Consider the following 18,127-nt stretch of genomic DNA (forward strand, 5'->3'; position numbering starts at 1 on the left):
TTGCGCTGAGCAGTCGTATGCGTCTCTCTTATCTATCGAACAGTCCCCTATCTGCATCGGTCGCCAATGCAGTACATGTCATGAATATTTGTGCGTGCTTCGCTGAAGACGGCCACGAGGTGGTATTGCACGGCAAATGCAGTCAGGAGGATGTGCCTGGCCTTTACGCGCGATATGGCGTGCCGACAACGTTTCAGATAAAAGGCGTCGCTCCGTCAAGATTTGGACGCTTGGGTGTGATTGCTTACGGTGCGAGGCAAGCGCTGCATGCGAGATTTGTCGTTAAGCCTGACATGGCTTACGCGCGTTGCCTCTTGTCTGCAGCGTTCGCCGCTGCGTTGCGGATGAACTTGGTTCTTGAGCTTCATGAGATTCCGCAGGGGCGTCTCTTGTCGCGTCTCCTGCGGTGGTTGCTGGTGAGCCGTTATGTCAGGCGCGTAGTCGTCATTTCTGATGGGTTGCTGGAAGATCTGCACGCCGCTTTCCCTGGAGCGCGAAAAAAGGATTGTGTGGTTGCTCACGACGGCGCCAGCATACCGTCAATTTTTGTCCCGAAAACACTCCCTCCTACCAACGGATGCAATGTGGGGTATGCCGGGGGATTGCGCTCAGGGAATGGGGTTGAACTCATACTGGAATTGTCGACACGGTTTCCCGGTCACTCTTTCCACATCGTAGGCGGGGGGGAGGATGAAATCGCGGCGTGGAAACGACTGCAGAAAAGCGCAAACGTGCACTGGCATGGAAGACTGCCACCCGCACAGGTTCACGGTTTTCTGGCTGCCTGCGACATACTTCTGGCGCCTTATCAGCATGGTCCCAAGACTGCCAGCGGGCGAGATACTAGCCGTTGGATGTCACCATTGAAAATATTCGAATACATGGCTTCCGGTGTGCCGATGGTTGTTTCTGATTTTCCGGTTCTGAGGGAAGTTCTTGATCAGGAGATGGCTATGATGGTTGAGCCTGAGGACACTGCTGGCTGGGAGCAGGCAATAGCACAGCTTGCTAAGTTTCCTGAGCGTCGAGCTCAGATCGGAGCAGCGGCGTTCGCTGCTTATGAGGAAAATTACACTTGGCTAGCCAGATCCCGTCGAGTGCTCGAGGGCGTGCAGCGTTGATGTGCTTGTCTGCCGATTTTTGAAGGTATAAGCCGCAGCCTGGCAAGTTGGAAAGGAAAGTGTTGATTGATGTCAAAATGGTGTCTGTCCGTAGTCAGTCCAGATACATTGCGTTTAAAATGACCGCCTAGTCGCACACTTTTCCGCCCTGAGCTTTACCTTCGCTGGTCTGGATCTGACGATCCTGTCGTATTGGTGTACCCTTGCTCACCCTGTTTATGTGTCCTTGCGATGACGTCGTACTCCCTGTGGGGCGGTGCATTAAGGGCATGTATTTATTGCTGATATGGAATTTCGATCTGCTCATGACGCTCAATTTGAATGAAGTTCGCTTAGGTATCATTGGCCTTGGTTATGTAGGGCTACCTTTGGCGGTTGAGTTCGGCAAGCAGTTTTCAGTGATTGGCTTCGATATCAGTCAGGCCAGAATCCAGGCGCTCCAAGCTGGACACGACAGCACTCTGGAAGTTGAAGATGCAGAGCTGGCCCAATCGCATCAATTGAGCTTCAGCAGTGATTCGCAAGCTCTTCGCTCTTGTAACGTTTTTATCGTTACCGTACCAACGCCTATCGATGAGCATAAGAAGCCAGATCTGAACCCTTTGATCCGGGCCTCCGAAACAATCGGCAAGGTACTCAAACGTGGCGATGTGGTCATTTATGAATCGACGGTCTACCCCGGTGCGACTGAAGAGGATTGTGTTCCCGTACTTGAGCGTGTGTCAGGCCTGAAATTCAATCAGGATTTCTACGCTGGCTACAGCCCCGAGCGGATCAATCCCGGCGATAAAGAGCATCGCCTGCCCTCGATTAAAAAAGTGACTTCAGGTTCGACCGCCGAGGTGGCTGAGTTTGTCGATTCTCTTTATCGACGCATCATCACCGCAGGCACCCACAAGGCCGCCAGCATTCGTGTTGCCGAAGCTGCCAAAGTGATCGAGAACACCCAGCGAGACCTCAATATTGCCCTGATCAATGAACTGGCCCTGATATTCAACAAGTTGGGTATCGATACACAGGCCGTGCTTGAAGCTGCGGGTACCAAGTGGAATTTTCTGCCATTCCGTCCGGGGCTGGTGGGTGGGCATTGTATTGGTGTAGATCCTTATTATCTGACCCATAAGGCTCAATCTATTGGCTATCACCCTGAGGTAATCCTCGCTGGCCGTCGCCTCAATGACAGTATGGGGGCTTACGTAGTATCGCAACTGGTTAAAGCCATGCTTAAGCGCCGACTGCATGTAGAGGGTTCGCGTGTGTTGGTGATGGGTCTGACCTTCAAGGAAAATTGCCCGGATCTTCGCAACACCCGGGTTATTGATATCGTTCGCGAGTTGGCTGAGTACAACGTCTCGGTTGATGTCTATGACCCATGGGTAGACAGTGCTGCAGCTGAACACGAGTATGGAATTTCTACAATTGAAGCCCCGCAGGCCGCTGCTTACGACGGCATTATTCTGGCCGTGGCGCACCAGCAGTTTAAGGACATGGGCCTCGAGCATCTTCGATCTCTCGGCAAGCCAAGTCACGTGCTGTACGATCTCAAGTATCTCCTTTCGGCCGACCAAGCTGACCTGCGCCTGTAACCCATTTAACCAATTGATAGTTGCCATACCCCGCTGATTTTTTGTTTCAGAGGCGGGGTTCTTGTTGGCAGTAGCTCAGGTGTGTAATGACTAGAATTGAACGTTTGTATACTGAATTAGCTGAAACTCCGCGGACCTGGCTGATCACGGGGGTTGCGGGTTTTATTGGCTCCAACCTGCTAGAGGCGCTCCTCAAGCTCGGTCAGCGAGTAGTGGGGCTGGACAACTTTGCAACTGGACATCAGCGGAATCTGGACGAAGTCAAAGCGCTTGTTTCCCCCCAGCAGTGGGCAGCGTTTCAGTTTCAGCAAGGTGACATTCGCAAGCTTGATGACTGCAAGCGCGCCTGTGAAAAGGTGGATTATGTTTTGCACCAGGCTGCTTTGGGGTCTGTCCCGCGCTCGATAGACGATCCGCTGACTACCAATGCAACCAATATTGACGGCTTCTTGAACATGCTGGTGGCTGCTCGTGATGCACAGGTAAAAAGCTTCACCTATGCAGCCTCCAGTTCAACCTATGGTGATCATCCGGGTCTTCCGAAAGTTGAAGACCTGATTGGCAAGCCTTTGTCTCCTTATGCGGTGACCAAGTACGTCAACGAGCTGTATGCGGACGTATTCGCTCGCGCCTATGGCTTCAATACTATCGGTTTGCGTTACTTCAATGTGTTTGGTGAACGTCAGGATCCCGCAGGTGCCTACGCTGCGGTCATTCCAAAGTGGGCCGCAGCGCTTATCAATGGCGATGATGTGTTTATCAATGGCAGAGGCGACACCAGCCGTGACTTCTGTTTTATCGACAATGCTGTGCAAGCCAATCTTCTGGCTGCTACCGCAGACCGAGAGGCGCGCAATCAGGTTTATAACGTCGCGTTGGGTGACCGCACTGATCTAAACGAGTTGTTTCAGGCGCTCAAGACTGCGCTTGCCGAGAATGGCGTCGATTACCAGCGAGAGCCGGTGTACCGTGACTACCGTGCGGGCGACGTTCGCCATTCTCAGGCAGATATCAGTAAGGCGGTCAGCTTGTTGGGCTATGCGCCACAGTTCAAAATTCAAGCCGGTATTGCCCGAGCAATGCCTTGGTATATCCGAAATGTTTAACGCGGGCGAGTTGCTGCACCTTCTCAGCTCTCAGGCTGGTTAACGTATGTATAAGTTGATCAAGGAGCTGATCTCCCTGCTGACCCCCCATCAGCGCGGCCGACTATTGCGCCTGCAGTTCCTCGTCGTGATCATGTCCTTCGCGGAGATCGCCGGGATTGCGTCGATCGCGCCGTTCATGGCGATTGTCAGCGACATGTCGCGCCTGGAAGGTACCGGTAAATTAGCGCAGATTTACCTCGCCAGCGGCTTCGCGACCCCTGCGGATTTTCTGTTTTGGCTTGGGTTGGCGGTGTTGTTGATATTGGTATTCGGTGGCGTCTTTTCGATGTTGACCACATGGCGGTTGCTGGTCTACGGCCAGGCGGTGGGTGAGCAAATCAGCAGCCGACTGTTTCGCTACTACTTGGGACAGCCATGGCTATTCCATGCAACCAACTCCAGTAGTCTGCTTAACAAGCAAATCACTCAAGAGGCATCCCGGGTCACTCTTGGCATTATTCAGCCGCTGATGCAGCTAAACGCCAAGATGGTGCTGGCATCGCTCATGAGTTTTGCAATCTTTGTGTACAACCCCATTATCGCAATCGCAGGGTTGTTGATATTTGGTTTGGCCTACGTGGCGCTATATCGGTTTGTGCGTCTGCGTCTGGTGCGTAATGGCAAGGAAATCTCAGTCGTTCAGTCCGAGCGCTTCAAGCTTCTCAGTGAGGGTTTTGGTGGTATCAAAGATGTGCTGCTGCTTGGGCGGCAGAGTCTGTACCAGGATCGATTTGAGAAGGCGAACAAGCGTTATACCCGAAGCATGGCCGGTAATCAGGCAATGAGTCAGGTGCCGCGTTATGCAATGGAGTTGGTGGCCTTCGGCTCGGTAATCATGCTCGTTTTGTACCTGCTGAAGGTCAACGCCGGTAACTTCGGTGACGTGGTACCGGTGTTGGCGGTTTATGCATTGGCAGGTATGAAGTTACTTCCCGCTTTTCAACAGATGTACAGCAGCCTTTCTCAAATCAAAGGAAGCATGGCGTCCTTTGAAGCAATCAGGGGGGCCCTGCACGAAAGCTATGTCCAAGCGGCCGCGGCAGAATCCGGCCACATGGCTGAAATGCAGTCTTCCAGACTAGCTCTGGAAAATGTCATCCGCATTCAGGATGTAACCTTCACCTATCCCGAAAAATCATTACCAGCACTTAATAACCTGAGTCTTGAGATCCCCGCCCGCAAAGTCATAGGTTTGGTGGGCGCGTCAGGGTCTGGCAAGTCCACGGCGATTGATCTGTTACTGGGTTTGATTTCTCCTGATCAAGGCTCACTCAGTGTTGACGGTGTCGAGATCAACCCGACAAATCTACGCGCCTGGCAAAACAGCGTCGGATTTGTTCCGCAGAGTATCTTTCTGACGGACAGCAGCATCCGGGAGAATATCGCGTTTGGTCTCGCCCTCGAAGATATCAACGAGGACAAGGTGCAAAGGGCTGTGAGTCTCGCCCATCTGGAGGAGCTTGTGGAAAGCCTGCCAGACGGATTGGACACTCGTGTGGGTGAACGTGGCGTTCAGTTATCCGGTGGCCAGCGCCAGCGTATCGGGATCGCCCGTGCGCTGTATGAGGATGCCGACATTCTAGTGCTCGACGAGGCCACCAGTGCGTTGGATGGCATTACCGAGAAGCTGATCATGGACGCGATCCATGATTTTTCCGGGCAAAAAACCATTATTATGATTGCCCACAGGCTGGCGACTATTCGCCAGTGTGACATCATCTACCTGATGTCCGGCGGAGAGGTAGCTGATCAAGGAAGCTATGATGACCTGATGGGCAGAAATACAACGTTCAAGCGTATGGCTGAGCACAACTGAAGGGGTTAAGTTTTGAAGAATGTACTGATCACCGGCGCGGATGGTTTCATCGGTTCGCACTTGACTGAGATGCTGGTAAAGGAAGGATACTCGGTCAAAGCCTTGTCGCAGTATAATTCGTTCAATAATTGGGGTTGGCTCGAGAACTCGGATGTGTTATCAGAAATCGAAGTTCTTAACGGGGATGTGCGCGACCCTCATTATTGCAAACATATCACCAAAGATGTCGATACAGTGTTTCACTTGGCTGCGCTGATCGCGATTCCTTACTCCTATGTCGCTCCAGATAGTTATGTAGATACTAATATCAAGGGAACACTTAATATTTGTCAGTCAGCCCTTGAAAATGGTGTCAGTCGAGTGATTCATACATCAACAAGTGAGGTGTATGGAACTGCGCAATATGTGCCTATAGACGAGTTACATCCGCTTCAAGCTCAATCCCCATACAGTGCCTCTAAGATTGCTGCAGATGCGATGGCCATGAGTTTTTTCAATGCATTTGAATTGCCATTAACTATTGCACGCCCTTTTAATACTTACGGACCTCGTCAGTCGGCGAGGGCAGTTATTCCTACAATCATTACGCAAATTGCATCAGGTCAAAAGCAAATTAAATTAGGTGATGTCTCTCCCACTCGGGATTTTAACTATGTGACGGATACGTGTCGAGGCTTTTTGGAGTTGGCACGTTGCGATCAAGCTATTGGCGAGGCCGTTAACATCGGATCTAACTACGAGATCACTGTTGGCGATACGCTAGAGCTTATTCGTGAGTTGATGGGTAGCGATGTTGAATTTATTGTCGATGAGCAACGAGTGAGGCCAGGGAAATCTGAGGTTTTTCGTCTGTGGTGTGATAACAGCAAGTTAATTCAGCTTACTGGGTTCAAGCCTCAGTATTCCATACGCGATGGATTGAAGCGGACCATCGATTGGTTACTTGAACCTGAAAACCTGATCAAGTACAAAGCACATATTTATAACGTCTGAGGTGGGGCGCTGATGTTCGATTCTCTGGTTGGTTTTGTGCGTGAGCAATATCGCACAAAAGAATTTATCCCTTTGCACGCCCCTGTGTTTTGCGGGAGTGAGCGCAAGTATGTTGATGAAACAATCCAGACAACGTTTGTATCCAGCGTCGGCGGTTTTGTCGATCGGTTCGAGCAGGACGTGCAGCGGTACACTTCCAGTCCTAGAGCAGTTGCCACGGTAAATGGCACTGCTGCTTTGCATCTCGCGCTGATGCTGGCTGGCGTCAGAGCGGGCGAACTTGTTATTACCCAAGCTCTCACCTTTGTCGCTACTTGCAATGCGATTATGTATTGTGGAGCCTCTCCTGTTTTTATTGATGTTGATCGAGAGACATTGGGGCTTTCGCCAGCTGCTTTGGAGTGCTGGCTTGATAAAAATGCCTACCTCAACACCGACGGAGCCTGTTGCTACAAAGATGATGATCGTGTCATTCGTGCGTGTATACCTATGCATACGTTTGGTCATCCAGTAAAACTTGATGAGCTCTTGGCAGTTTGTTTTCGTTGGAATTTGATAGTAGTTGAAGACGCTGCGGAGTCATTGGGGAGTCTTTATAAGGGAGGACATACGGGTACTTTTGGTCAGTTAGGTACGCTTAGTTTTAATGGTAATAAAATTATCACGACCGGTGGGGGAGGCATGGTGTTGTGTTCCGATGAGCTAGGATTACGCGCTAAGCATTTGTCGACTACAGCTAAGCAAGCCCATGCTTATGAGTATATTCATGATGAAGTCGGATATAATTACAGGCTTCCAAATCTAAATGCCGCGCTGGGCTGCGCCCAGCTCGAGCAACTGGAAAAGTTTGTCAATGCAAAGCGTGAACTTGCGCAACGTTATGCGTCTTTTCTAAAGAACAGCTCACTGACATTTGTATTGGAGCCTGAGGGTTGTCAATCTAATTATTGGCTGAACGCGGTTTTGTGCAATGACATCAAACAGCGGGATTCGTTGTTAAAAGCAACCAATGTTGTTGGTGTGATGACTCGTCCTATCTGGAAACTAATGACTCATTTGCCGATGTATAGCGGTTGCCCTCGAGGACCTATGATAAATGCGGAATGGCTAGAGGACCGGATCGTCAATCTGCCTAGTAGTGTGCCTCCGGAGTTCTTTGAGTGACCAAGCGAGTCGCTGTTTTTACCGGTACCCGCGCGGACTATGGTTTGCTGTACTGGTTGCTAGTTGATTTGAAGGCCAGTGCGTCCTTGGAGCTCCAGCTAATTGTCAGCGGGATGCACCTTTCCCCTGAGTTCGGTGAAACGTGGAGGCTGATTGAACAAGACGGCTTCGCGATCGATGCAAAAGTGGAAATGCTTCTGTCGTCAGACTCTCGGGTCGGGGTAGCAAAGGCGGTCGGGCTAGGAGTATTGGGCTTCTCCGATGCGCTCGATAGGCTGAAGCCTGATGTCTTGGTGATATTAGGGGATCGCTTTGAAGCGATGGCGATTGCTCAGACCGCGATGATTATGGGTGTACCAATCGCTCACCTGCACGGTGGAGAAATTACCGAAGGAGCCTATGACGACTCTATCCGTCACGTTATTACGAAAATGGCGAAACTGCATTTCGTTGCTACGGATATCTATCGTAAGCGAGTTATTCAACTCGGTGAGCCTCCGGAAAATGTGCAAACAGTAGGCGCGCTCGGGCTTGATCATTTTAGACGCACTCCGATCATGTCTTTGGATGAGTTAGGCGAAAGCATTGGGTTTCCACTCCGCGGACCATTTTTGCTGGTTACTTATCACCCGGTTACAGCAGAAGGAGAGAACCCTGAGGAAGGTATGTTTGAGCTGCTGTCTGTGCTCGACGAATGCCCGGAATATCAAGTTATCATTACTTACCCTAACGCAGATAACGGTGGTCGAGCCTTGATCCTTCTTATCGAGAGTTATGCCAAGAAGAATCCAGATCGTGTCGTTACGATTCCGTCTCTTGGCTTTAGACGCTATCTAGCAGCAATGACCTATGCTAGCGCTGTCGTAGGCAACTCCTCGAGTGGAATCATTGAGGCACCTTCCTTGAAGGTACCGACTCTGGATATTGGGACGCGTCAAAAGGGACGTTTAGCCGCGTCCTCAGTCGTACATTGTGGGGCAACTTATGCGGCTATCAAGGCGGGGTTGCATGAGGTTCTGTCCACCGAGATGGCCGCACGGTGTCAGAAAGTTTCTAATCCCTACGGCGACGGGCATTCAAGTGAAGCCATCGTAAAAGCCCTTGAGGGTTTCGACGGCAATCAATTCAAAGCATTCTACGATGTTGAGTTCGATATATGATCCCCCTAACCGACGACTCTGTTTACATCATTGCTGAGGCAGGTGTGAATCATAACGGCGTTCGCGAGACCGCATTTGCCCTGGTCGATGCGGCAGCAGCAGCGGGTGCAGATGCTGTCAAGTTTCAAACGTTTGATGCCGAAAAACTCGCTTCAAAGCTGGCGCCTAAGGCGTCCTATCAACTGTTGAACACTGATCAGGCCGAAAGTCAGCTGGCTATGCTGCGTAAGCTTGAGCTTCCCCGGGAATGGCATGCTGATTTGCGGGACCACGCGCACGCACGAGGGATCGAATTTATCTCCACTGCATTTGATTCTTCAAGTCTGGAGTTTCTACAGGAGCTGGGCATCCCTTTTTTCAAGGTCCCCTCGGGCGAGCTTACGAATGGGCCTCTTTTGTGGCAGTTTGCGCGAACCGAAAAGCCGCTTATCCTTTCAACAGGAATGGCGACATTGGCTGAAGTTGAACAGGCATTGGCCATTGTTGCTCACGCATTATGCGCCGAATGTGAGCCTTCGAGTATGGATGCAGTTTGGGAGAACTGGGCGGACAAGGCTGCTCAAGAACGCTTAAGAGGTCATGTGACATTACTGCACTGTACCTCCCAATACCCTACCGTGCTCGACGAAGTAAATTTGCGGGCTATGACAACTTTGTCTGTCGCATTTGGGCTAGCTGTCGGTTACTCGGACCATACGCAAGGCACATTGATTCCAGTAGCTGCGGTAGCGCTTGGAGCAAAGGTTCTCGAAAAGCACTTCACGCTTGATAGATCAATGGAAGGGCCCGACCATAAGGCGTCGCTGGAGCCCCATGAGCTTGCCCGGATGGTACAAGAGATACGGGCTGTTCAGTCTGCTTTGGGCAGCTCAACCAAAGCACCGCAGAAGAGTGAATGGAACACTCGAATTGCCGCGCGCCAGCAGATTGTGGCAGATCGCCCCATCGCTGCTGGGACCATCTACGTTCGTGAGGATTTCACCACAGCGCGCTGCGGCCATGGACTTTCTCCCATCAGGATCTGGGATATTGTTGGTACAGTCGCTAACAAGAGCTACTCGGTTGGCGATGTCATTGAATGACTAATCGAACTCTGCAAAACCCTGTTCCTTTGATCGTAATGGGGGCGGGTGGGCATGCCAAGGTCTTGGTTGCATTGGCTAGGGCTGCTGGTCATGAGGTGATAGGTGTGTGTGATCCAGAGCTGTCCAGGTCCCGTATTGCATTTTGGCGTGAAATTCCAGTCCTTGGCGATGACGAGGCAATATACAATCTGCAGTTTCCCGCTTATGGGTTAATAAATGGTATCGGACAGCTTGTTGGGAGTGCAGGGCGGAGGCTATTTTTTGAGCGACTTTGTGCGGCCGGTTTTTTTTTCCCTCCATTGATTCATCCTATGGCCTGGGTCGACGATTCTGCGGAGCTAGGACAAGGCGCTCAAGTGATGGCGGGTGCAATTGTGCAGGCGGATGCAAAGATAGGAATGAATAGCATCATCAATACGGGCGCAAGGGTGGATCATGATTGCTGTGTGGGGAACCATGTTCATATTGCGCCAGGTGCTATCTTGTGTGGCAATGTCACCGTGGGCGATGGAGCATTTATAGCTAGCGGAAGCGTCGTTATTCAAGGGCTTAAGGTAGGGGAAGGAGCGGTTCTGGCGGCCGGTGCAGTTTTGGTCAGGAATCTGTCAGACAAACAAACTTCTTTTGGTTACTCGACGCGCAGATGATCTGGTGCGTCATTCGGCGGGTTTATCAATGAAACAATGGGAGCACGCGCTCGTAACCCCTGAGACATCATTGGGTGATGCGATCGCTGTAATGGATAAGGCAGCCTTGCGCATTGTCATGGTCGCAGATTCCGAGAAAAAACTGCTTGGGACATTAACTGATGGTGATGTTCGTCGAGCGCTTCTGGCTCACTATCCCTTAGAAGGCGTAGTCGCGCGCGTAATGTGTGCAAATCCTCGCACCGTTTCGGGCAACTGGAGTAACGAACTAGTTCGGGGGCGTATGGAGGAGTTTCAGATTCTCCATATGCCTATTGTCGATGAGCGAGGCTGTCTGACAGGTCTGAAAACTTTGCACGAGGTTCTGCAAAAAAAACGTCGGAACAACCCTGTATTTTTGATGGCGGGTGGTTTTGGTACGCGCTTAAGGCCCCTGACCCAAAACTGTCCGAAGCCATTGTTAAAGATCGGTGAGAAGCCGATATTGGAATTAATTCTCGAAAGCTTTTTGAGTGCGGGCTTTCACCGATTTTACATATCCACTCATTTTCTTCCTGAAATGATCAAGGATCATTTTGGGGACGGGGGGCAATGGGGGGTTACTATTCAATATGTGCATGAAGATGTCCCATTAGGTACTGGTGGCGCATTAGGGTTGCTTCCGCATGAAGAGATCGACTTGCCTCTGTTCGTCATGAACGGCGATTTGTTGACTCGTTTGGACTTCCAAAATCTATTGGATTTTCATGACGAGCATGAAAGCGTCGCAACAATGTGTGTGAGAGAACATGAGCATCGTGTCCCTTATGGAGTTATTACCAGTGAGGGGCGTCGGATACTGACAATGGTAGAAAAGCCGGTTCATCGTTACTTCATCAACGCTGGCATTTATTTGCTCTCGCCTGAACTGGTTAAGTGTGTGCCACGCAACACATGTATCGATATGCCAACTATTCTTCAGCAACAGATGGATACCGGATCGGTCGTGAATATGTTCCCATTGCACGAGTATTGGTTGGATATTGGCCGAATGGAAGATTTTCAGCGTGCACAAAATGAGTTTGGGGAGATATGACTTATCCTGAGCACGTCTTAGTTGTCGGGACTGGCAGTATTGCTAAACGACATATTGTCAATCTAAAACAGCACCTCAATATACCGCGTGTTTCTTGCGTCAGCGCGTCAGGCAGGACCATTCTGAGAGATGAGGTTGGTGCAGATTATGCCTACAGTTCCATTAGAGAGGCTATGAGCACACGACCGAATTTTGTAATCGTGGCATCGCCTTCACCTTTTCATATTGAACACGCTCTGGTAGCGCTTGATTTAGGCATTCCTACGCTTGTCGAAAAGCCCTTGGCTCCAGGGTTGGCAGATGTAGAAAGGCACCGAAACTTGCTTTGGGCGAATGAGTCACTTATCCAAGTGGCCTATAATCTTCGTTCAATGCCAGCGGCGCAAAAAATGCGCAGGCTATTGCATAGCAGTATGATTGGGCGTTTATTGAATGTGCAGGTGGACGTTGGGCAGTATTTACCAGACTGGCGTCCAGGTACTGATTATCGCACAGGTGTCTCGGCTCAATCTTCTTTGGGAGGAGGGGTATTTCTCGAGCTCAGCCACGAAATTGATTATTTATTGTGGTTTTTTGGTGCCTTCGAAACAGTTTATTGTCTTTCTAGTAACTCTGGGCAATTGGAGATAGATGTCGAAGACCGAGTAGATGCTATATTTTCTCGAAAAGACGGGTTGATTGTCTACTTGCACATGGACTTTTTGCAGCGATCATTAAGTCGGTTTTGCAGAGTAATCGGTGAGACAGGCACTCTGCACTGGGATTTAGTTAAAAATAGAATAATATTAGAGCGGGTTGGGGGGGCGGTGGAAGTTCTTTTCTCTGAGCCAGTGGCTGATCGTAATCAGATGTATATAGATGAGTTGAAGGTCTTTTTTGATCGCCGCTGCGCTCAGCAGATTAACGCTAGTCTTTGGGAGTCTGCTCAAGTGCTGGTGACCATAGATGCTATGAAGCGTTCGGTAGAGAGAGCGTCTTCGGTATCTATCGAAAGGAAGTCGCTGTGAGAATCATTGCTTTTGTTTTTGCTAGGGGCGGGTCGAAGGGGTTACCGGGTAAAAATATACGAGAGCTCGGAGGAGTCCCTCTTGTTGGACACTCTATTCGTATTGCTCGACAAGTTGAGAGCATAGCGCAGGTTTATGTCTCTACAGACTGCGAGGAAATCGCCAGTGTGGCTATGAAATACGGTGCAGAAGTTATTTGGAGACCCGCCGAGCTTGCATCTGATGTTGCTTCTGAATGGAAAGCTTGGCAGCACGCGGTTCAGTATTTGAAGGAGCAGGGTATAGATTTTGACGTATTTGTCAGTTTGCCTGCGACTAGCCCTTTGCGCTCGGTTGTTGATGTGGAGAGTTGTATCCGTAGCTTGGACGAGCAGACCGATATCGTCGTCACTGTTACACCCGCTGCTCGAAGTCCCTATTTTAATATGCTGGTTCGTGACAGGGATGGCGGCAGTCATGTGGTAATTCAAGATAAAGGAATCATCAGGCGTCAGGATGCTCCAGCAGTCTTTGACATGACTACAGTTGCTTATGTGGCAAGGCCGAGGTATATCATGGAAAATGCAGGTTTGTTTGCGGGCACTGTTAAGTCAGTCGTCATCCCCAAGGAACGTGCTGTCGATATCGATGATGAATATGACTTTCAAGTTGCAGAGGCTTTTTACAAATGTCCACTTTAAAACTTGCTGGAAAAACCTTTTTGGTCGTTGGCGCTGGCGGTCGGCTGGGTAAAGTCATTACAAACGCTTTGCTAGATGCACAGTCAAACGTGGTTGCGTTAGATTCAAATGCTGACGCTATTGCTAGAGTGCGCGCAGGTACATCATCCTCTTCGAATCTTTACACACTACAGCTAGACATAACTGATGCTCATGCGGTTGGAGAGGCCTTGAAAGATGCGAAGGCTAGATTCGGCGACCTTGATGGTGCTGTCAATTCTGCCTATCCACGGAACACTAATTACGGTAAAGACTTCCTTGATGTTACTCATAAGGATTTTAGTGAAAATCTGAGTCTTCACCTAGGCGGATATTTCGTTTTTATGCAGCAATGCGTAAGATTTTCGATGGAAAATAGTTCCGCATTCTCGTTGGTGAATATGTCCTCTGTTTATGGGGTGATCGCTCCAAAGTTTGAGGTGTATGAAGGGACCGGAATGGGAATGCCCGTTGAGTACGCTGCGATTAAATCGGGGTTGCAGCACATCACTCGCTATGCTAACGCGTTTGCCAAAGGAACAGGATTTAGAGCTAACTGCCTGTGTCCAGGAGGGATTCTCGACGGCCAAGCTGATCAGTTTTTGCAGCGCTACGGCGCTCATTGTCAGAATAAAGGGATGTTAGATGCCGAAGATGTTGTGGGGAGTACACTTTTTCTGCTGTCTCCTTTATCGCAACACATCGTAGGCCAAGTGCTTGTGGTAGACGATGGCTTTACGCTTTGACTAGATGGCGCGATGCTAGGCGTTGTGATCAATGCACCGCGTTTTTTGAGATTTTAGAACTGGCATGGTTGTTATGAAGTCATTTTTTCTAAGGGTGAAGTTTTGGCTTCATGCTAATCGCCTTGGGCCCGATATGCCTTTGACACATTGGTTGCTTTATTTTAATGCGACGGCAAAGTGGTTTTGTTGTAGACGATTTGGTTTTTTTGCTAACTCAGCCTCCGTACGCCCAGGTAGCTACATAGTTAATTGTCATCACATCTATATAGGCGATCGCGTTGTAATAAGGCCTGGCACGCACTTGTTCGCATCGGAGCAAGTGAATGGCGTGATTAAAATTGGTGATGGCGTATTGATTGGGGGGGGCGTACACATATATGTGAGTAATCATGAATACCGGGATGTAAGTCGGAAAATCATAGATCAAGGCCACTCTTCGCCAAAAAGTGTTGTGCTCGAGGAAGGCTGTTGGATCGGTGCTGGCGTTATTATCCTGCCAGGTGTCACTGTTGGTCGGAATGCGGTAGTGGGGGCTGGAAGTGTAGTAACAAAGTCGGTTTTACCTTTTGGTGTGTATGCAGGAAATCCTGCAAAGTTTATAAAGCGGGTCACCGATGATTGATTTTGTTTATTTGCCCATAGAGATAAAAAATCGCGAATTTCATGCCAAGCTTTTATTGGCTACACAATGCCTTGCTCTTGGGCAATCGGTGGTTGTCGGTCGTCGATTGCCGGCTACGCATGCTATTTTTAAAGATAGGAAATCCGCAATCTTATATAAAAGTGCCGCTAAAGTAGATGAGGAAAATTTTCTGCGATTTGCTGAGTTGGGGCATAATGTATACTCTCTGGACGAAGAGGGTTTTCTTGTCGATAGCTTGTCTTTTTTTGTCAATAAACGATTTACTAGCCCCAATGTTCGAGCCTCCACGGGTGTTTTTTGTTGGGGAGACGTGCAGGCCCAAGCTTTGAAAGAGCATTACCCTGAGGGGACTGGTAAAATATGGGTTTCTGGTAACCCTCGGGTAGACTTGTGGCGTAATTTCTATTACGGGCTGTACGCGCGCGAAGTTGTCGAAATTAAAAAGAGATATGCCGATTATGTATTCGTACCTAGTACATTCGCGGTCACCAGCCCCTATAAAAAAGAAGGCGTCGTGGAACGCTTGAGGAAGCTAGGTTTTATTAGCGGCGACGCTGACCTGAAAAAATTCGAAGCGCTAGAGCGAAGCTTGGTTTCTATGCGTTCTGCATTCGCTGAGGCCATCGATGTTTTGTCACGTGAATTCGGAAAAATCTTTATCATCAGGCCTCATCCATCTGAGGATTCGACGTTCTGGGATGAATATTTCGATGATCATCCTTTTGTTCGGATCACTGATCAGTATACTGTCAGCCCTTGGGTGATGGGAGCCTGTGCGGTGCTGCATAATTCCTGTACTACGGCTATAGAGTCAGGTTTTTATGGAGTGCCCACGATTGCTTATTTGCCCAGCGGACAGCAGCATCAAATAGCTATGAACTTCGCTAATGTTTCCAGTCATCGTGCTGAGGATCTGATTACGCTGCGTGCCTTGTTGCGGCGTGCGTTTGATGGTGACTTGGCCCCTCAAGACTGGCCTGAAACGATCTCGGGGTATTTATCAGATATCGACAATTCCGCTCAGTATATTGCTCAGCATTTGGTTAAAAATTCACGCGAGACACAAATACTTCCATTTAGAGTCAATTATGCGAAAATCGCTAAGTTTGCTTTTTTAAGATTTTTGATGAGAGTAGGTGTGATGCGAAACAGTAAAATAGTGAATGAGTTTAGGTATCGCTTTGCGAAGTTTGATCGCACGTCTGTTACTGAAGTCTCCGACTTCGTTCGCCTCATTGCTGCGTCTCTATTTCCTGATCTTGAGTTCAATGTCGTCGAAATTGAACCGAATCTATTTCATCTTACCAAGGCGTAATTTATGGCCTACGCAAGAGCTTCGTGGAAAGCATGTGCCCGACGTCTTTTGGCTCCTTTGCTATTTGAACGGCTGTTGCGTAAAGCCGCACTGAGAGATATCCGAATAGAGTCAGGAGTGAGTTGTAATGATTTTCAGTGCATAGGCCGCTATACATTTCTAGGGCGTAACGTAACTATTGGTCCGAACCTGAAAGCGATGGGCCTGTTTTGTTCTGTGGGTGAAGGCGCATTGATCGGTCCTAATATTCACTCAACCACTGGAATTACCACCTCAGCGGCATTTATCGGAGTCGAGCATCGCAAACGCGCAAAAGAAGAGCTCAACATCAAACCTGTCATCATTGGTAACGATGTGTGGGTAGGGGCGCACGCTATTATTCTTCCTGGTGTAACGGTAGGGGATGGTGTAATTATTGGTGCTGGCAGTGTACTTACCAAAGATGCCCCACCCTATTCTGTCTGGGTAGGTAATCCTGCCAAGTTGCTCAGGTATCGGCTTTCAGAGGCAAATATTGCACGCATCCAAAGGATGAATATCTACGCAACCTCTGCCGAGGTGCTTTTTACCTGGTTTGAGAGGTCGCAAGGGATGGATATCAACGACGCGCTGGACAAGTTTCCGCTTTGAGGCTTTTGTGAATATTACCTATTTAGTATCCACCTTCTTGCTCTGGTTGGCAGCAAATACTTTGTTGAACCTACCGTACGGTTTGTCTAGCTTCAACTATTGCAGCGCCGAAAGTATATGACGACCACTTCCAGGCTTAGTCTGCATATCAGCATGGTATTCATGACGTACCCGGTTGCCTCGGAAACGTTCGCTGTGCGTGATGTTACCGCGCTGGAACGTGCCGGACATACAGTTGATATCCATCAGCTCTACGAGCGCGAGGAGCGGTCTTCGCTTTTAGGTCGGTGGATAGCTACGGTCAAAGCCTTTACGGTTTTTCCTGCAAAGAAGAATATTTTCAACCTATTGCTCAGATTGTTGTTCAGTCGCGGTTGGAGCATGGCCGATCGGGGTAAATGCCTCCTACTGCTCGGTTCCGCTGTGCGTATCGCGGGACATTTGATTCAGCGTAAACCAGATATCATTCATCTCTTCTGGGGCCATTTCCCATCGTTAGTTCTGCCTTTGCTCAAGGGGCAACTGCCCAACACCAAGCGCTCGATATTTCTTGGCGCCTACGACTTGGAGAAAAAGCTTCCACTGTCTCAATGGGCCTACGCTGAGGCTGACATCTTATTCACTCATGCCCGCGCAAATGTTGAGGATATTCGACGTTTTTTGGGGCGTAACGCAGAGCCTGTCGTGGTGCATCGCGGGATCGACTTACAAGCTTATCCCGCCGTTGAGGCGTCTGCGTTCCTCGCTCGCCCTCTGCGGATTTTTACAGCGGGGAGGTTGATTGCTGATAAAGGCTTCGACCGCGTGCTCCGGGCTTTTGCGACCGTGCGCCAATCATGCCCAGGGGCTACGCTGGCCATCGCGGGAGCTGGACCTGAACTCGTGCCACTCCAGCAACTGGCCCGAACGCTGGGTGTGGATGATGCTGTAGAATTCCCGGGCTGGCTCAACGAGCAGCAAGTGAGGGAGCAGCTGTTTAAGGCTCGGGTTTTTCTCTTGCTATCGACCAAAGCGGGTGAACGCCTGCCTAATGCGGTTAAAGAAGGTATGTCAGCAGGCTGTGTGTGCATCAGCAGTCGTTCGCCTGGTATTGATGAGCTGATTGAGCACGAACGCAGTGGTTACATTTTCGACGCAGAAGATGAGGCGGGAGTGGTCCAGGCGGTGCTTTGCGGTTTAGGTGATGACTCGGCTTCCATGGGTTGTCTGGCAGCTACGACAGTCAGAGACAATTTCGACGTGAACGTTTCTGCTCGTAGATATGTGCAGCAATGGTGTACTGAGGACGTTTAA

At 49.7% G+C, this 18,127-nt stretch carries 17 protein-coding genes; all 17 read left to right on the forward strand.

Annotated elements, in window-relative coordinates:
• Positions 1 to 17 precede the first annotated feature (17 nt).
• The 17 genes from ABRP31_RS06150 (at position 18) to ABRP31_RS06230 (ending at position 18,127) form a co-directional block, all read left to right on the forward strand.
• The gene (locus tag ABRP31_RS06150; protein WP_349971496.1) at positions 18 to 1,121 is read left to right on the forward strand and encodes a glycosyltransferase; all 1,104 of its coding nucleotides are present in this window, start codon (positions 18 to 20) and stop codon (positions 1,119 to 1,121) included.
• 305 nt (positions 1,122 to 1,426) lie between these two features.
• The gene (tviB, locus tag ABRP31_RS06155) at positions 1,427 to 2,707 is read left to right on the forward strand and encodes a Vi polysaccharide biosynthesis UDP-N-acetylglucosamine C-6 dehydrogenase TviB (protein ID WP_372489422.1); all 1,281 of its coding nucleotides are present in this window, start codon (positions 1,427 to 1,429) and stop codon (positions 2,705 to 2,707) included.
• 86 nt (positions 2,708 to 2,793) lie between these two features.
• Positions 2,794 to 3,813 (forward strand): NAD-dependent epimerase/dehydratase family protein, encoded by a 1,020-nt coding sequence (locus tag ABRP31_RS06160; protein WP_349971493.1) that lies wholly within the window; start codon positions 2,794 to 2,796, stop codon positions 3,811 to 3,813.
• Positions 3,814 to 3,868: 55 nt separating this feature from the next.
• Complete coding sequence (locus tag ABRP31_RS06165; RefSeq protein ID WP_349971492.1) at positions 3,869 to 5,671, forward strand: ABC transporter ATP-binding protein; 1,803 nt, start codon at positions 3,869 to 3,871, stop codon at positions 5,669 to 5,671.
• A 12-nt stretch (positions 5,672 to 5,683) separates the two neighbouring features.
• Positions 5,684 to 6,664, forward strand: a complete 981-nt coding sequence (locus tag ABRP31_RS06170) for an NAD-dependent 4,6-dehydratase LegB (RefSeq protein WP_349971491.1) — start codon at positions 5,684 to 5,686, stop codon at positions 6,662 to 6,664.
• 12 nt (positions 6,665 to 6,676) lie between these two features.
• Complete coding sequence (locus ABRP31_RS06175) at positions 6,677 to 7,828, forward strand: LegC family aminotransferase (protein WP_349971490.1); 1,152 nt, start codon at positions 6,677 to 6,679, stop codon at positions 7,826 to 7,828.
• Positions 7,825 to 8,988 (forward strand): UDP-N-acetylglucosamine 2-epimerase, encoded by a 1,164-nt coding sequence (neuC, locus tag ABRP31_RS06180; protein WP_349971489.1) that lies wholly within the window; start codon positions 7,825 to 7,827, stop codon positions 8,986 to 8,988. The genes ABRP31_RS06175 and neuC overlap by 4 nt, the downstream gene beginning before the upstream one ends.
• Entirely contained in the window at positions 8,985 to 10,070 is a 1,086-nt protein-coding gene (neuB, locus tag ABRP31_RS06185; protein ID WP_349971487.1) for an N-acetylneuraminate synthase, read from the forward strand. The genes neuC and neuB overlap by 4 nt, the downstream gene beginning before the upstream one ends.
• A complete protein-coding gene (locus tag ABRP31_RS06190) occupies positions 10,067 to 10,720 on the forward strand; it encodes an acetyltransferase (protein WP_349971486.1) in 654 nt (217 codons plus the stop codon). Before neuB ends, ABRP31_RS06190 begins: the two co-directional genes overlap by 4 nt.
• Positions 10,721 to 10,748: 28 nt before the next feature.
• Entirely contained in the window at positions 10,749 to 11,795 is a 1,047-nt protein-coding gene (locus ABRP31_RS06195; protein ID WP_349971485.1) for a nucleotidyltransferase family protein, read from the forward strand.
• A complete protein-coding gene (locus ABRP31_RS06200; RefSeq protein WP_349971484.1) occupies positions 11,792 to 12,802 on the forward strand; it encodes a Gfo/Idh/MocA family oxidoreductase in 1,011 nt (336 codons plus the stop codon). Before ABRP31_RS06195 ends, ABRP31_RS06200 begins: the two co-directional genes overlap by 4 nt.
• Positions 12,799 to 13,482: an acylneuraminate cytidylyltransferase family protein gene (locus ABRP31_RS06205; RefSeq protein WP_349971483.1), complete on the forward strand. Its 684-nt coding sequence runs from the start codon at positions 12,799 to 12,801 to the stop codon at positions 13,480 to 13,482. Before ABRP31_RS06200 ends, ABRP31_RS06205 begins: the two co-directional genes overlap by 4 nt.
• On the forward strand, positions 13,470 to 14,246 hold the full coding sequence (locus tag ABRP31_RS06210) for an oxidoreductase (RefSeq protein WP_349971482.1): 777 nt from the start codon (positions 13,470 to 13,472) through the stop codon (positions 14,244 to 14,246). The genes ABRP31_RS06205 and ABRP31_RS06210 overlap by 13 nt, the downstream gene beginning before the upstream one ends.
• Before the next feature lie 73 nt (positions 14,247 to 14,319).
• Positions 14,320 to 14,868 carry an acyltransferase gene (locus ABRP31_RS06215; RefSeq protein WP_349971481.1) on the forward strand — a complete coding sequence of 183 codons (549 nt, stop codon included), beginning with the start codon at positions 14,320 to 14,322 and terminating at the stop codon, positions 14,866 to 14,868.
• Positions 14,861 to 16,204, forward strand: coding sequence for a surface carbohydrate biosynthesis protein (locus ABRP31_RS06220; RefSeq protein WP_349971480.1), 1,344 nt, complete (start codon positions 14,861 to 14,863; stop codon positions 16,202 to 16,204). Before ABRP31_RS06215 ends, ABRP31_RS06220 begins: the two co-directional genes overlap by 8 nt.
• A gap of 3 nt (positions 16,205 to 16,207) precedes the next feature.
• The gene (locus ABRP31_RS06225; RefSeq protein ID WP_349971479.1) at positions 16,208 to 16,834 is read left to right on the forward strand and encodes a CatB-related O-acetyltransferase; all 627 of its coding nucleotides are present in this window, start codon (positions 16,208 to 16,210) and stop codon (positions 16,832 to 16,834) included.
• A gap of 117 nt (positions 16,835 to 16,951) precedes the next feature.
• Entirely contained in the window at positions 16,952 to 18,127 is a 1,176-nt protein-coding gene (locus tag ABRP31_RS06230; RefSeq protein WP_349971478.1) for a glycosyltransferase, read from the forward strand.

It is taken from the genome of Pseudomonas caspiana (genome assembly GCF_040224095.2).
In the GTDB taxonomy this organism is placed as follows: Bacteria; Pseudomonadota; Gammaproteobacteria; order Pseudomonadales; family Pseudomonadaceae; genus Aquipseudomonas; species Aquipseudomonas caspiana.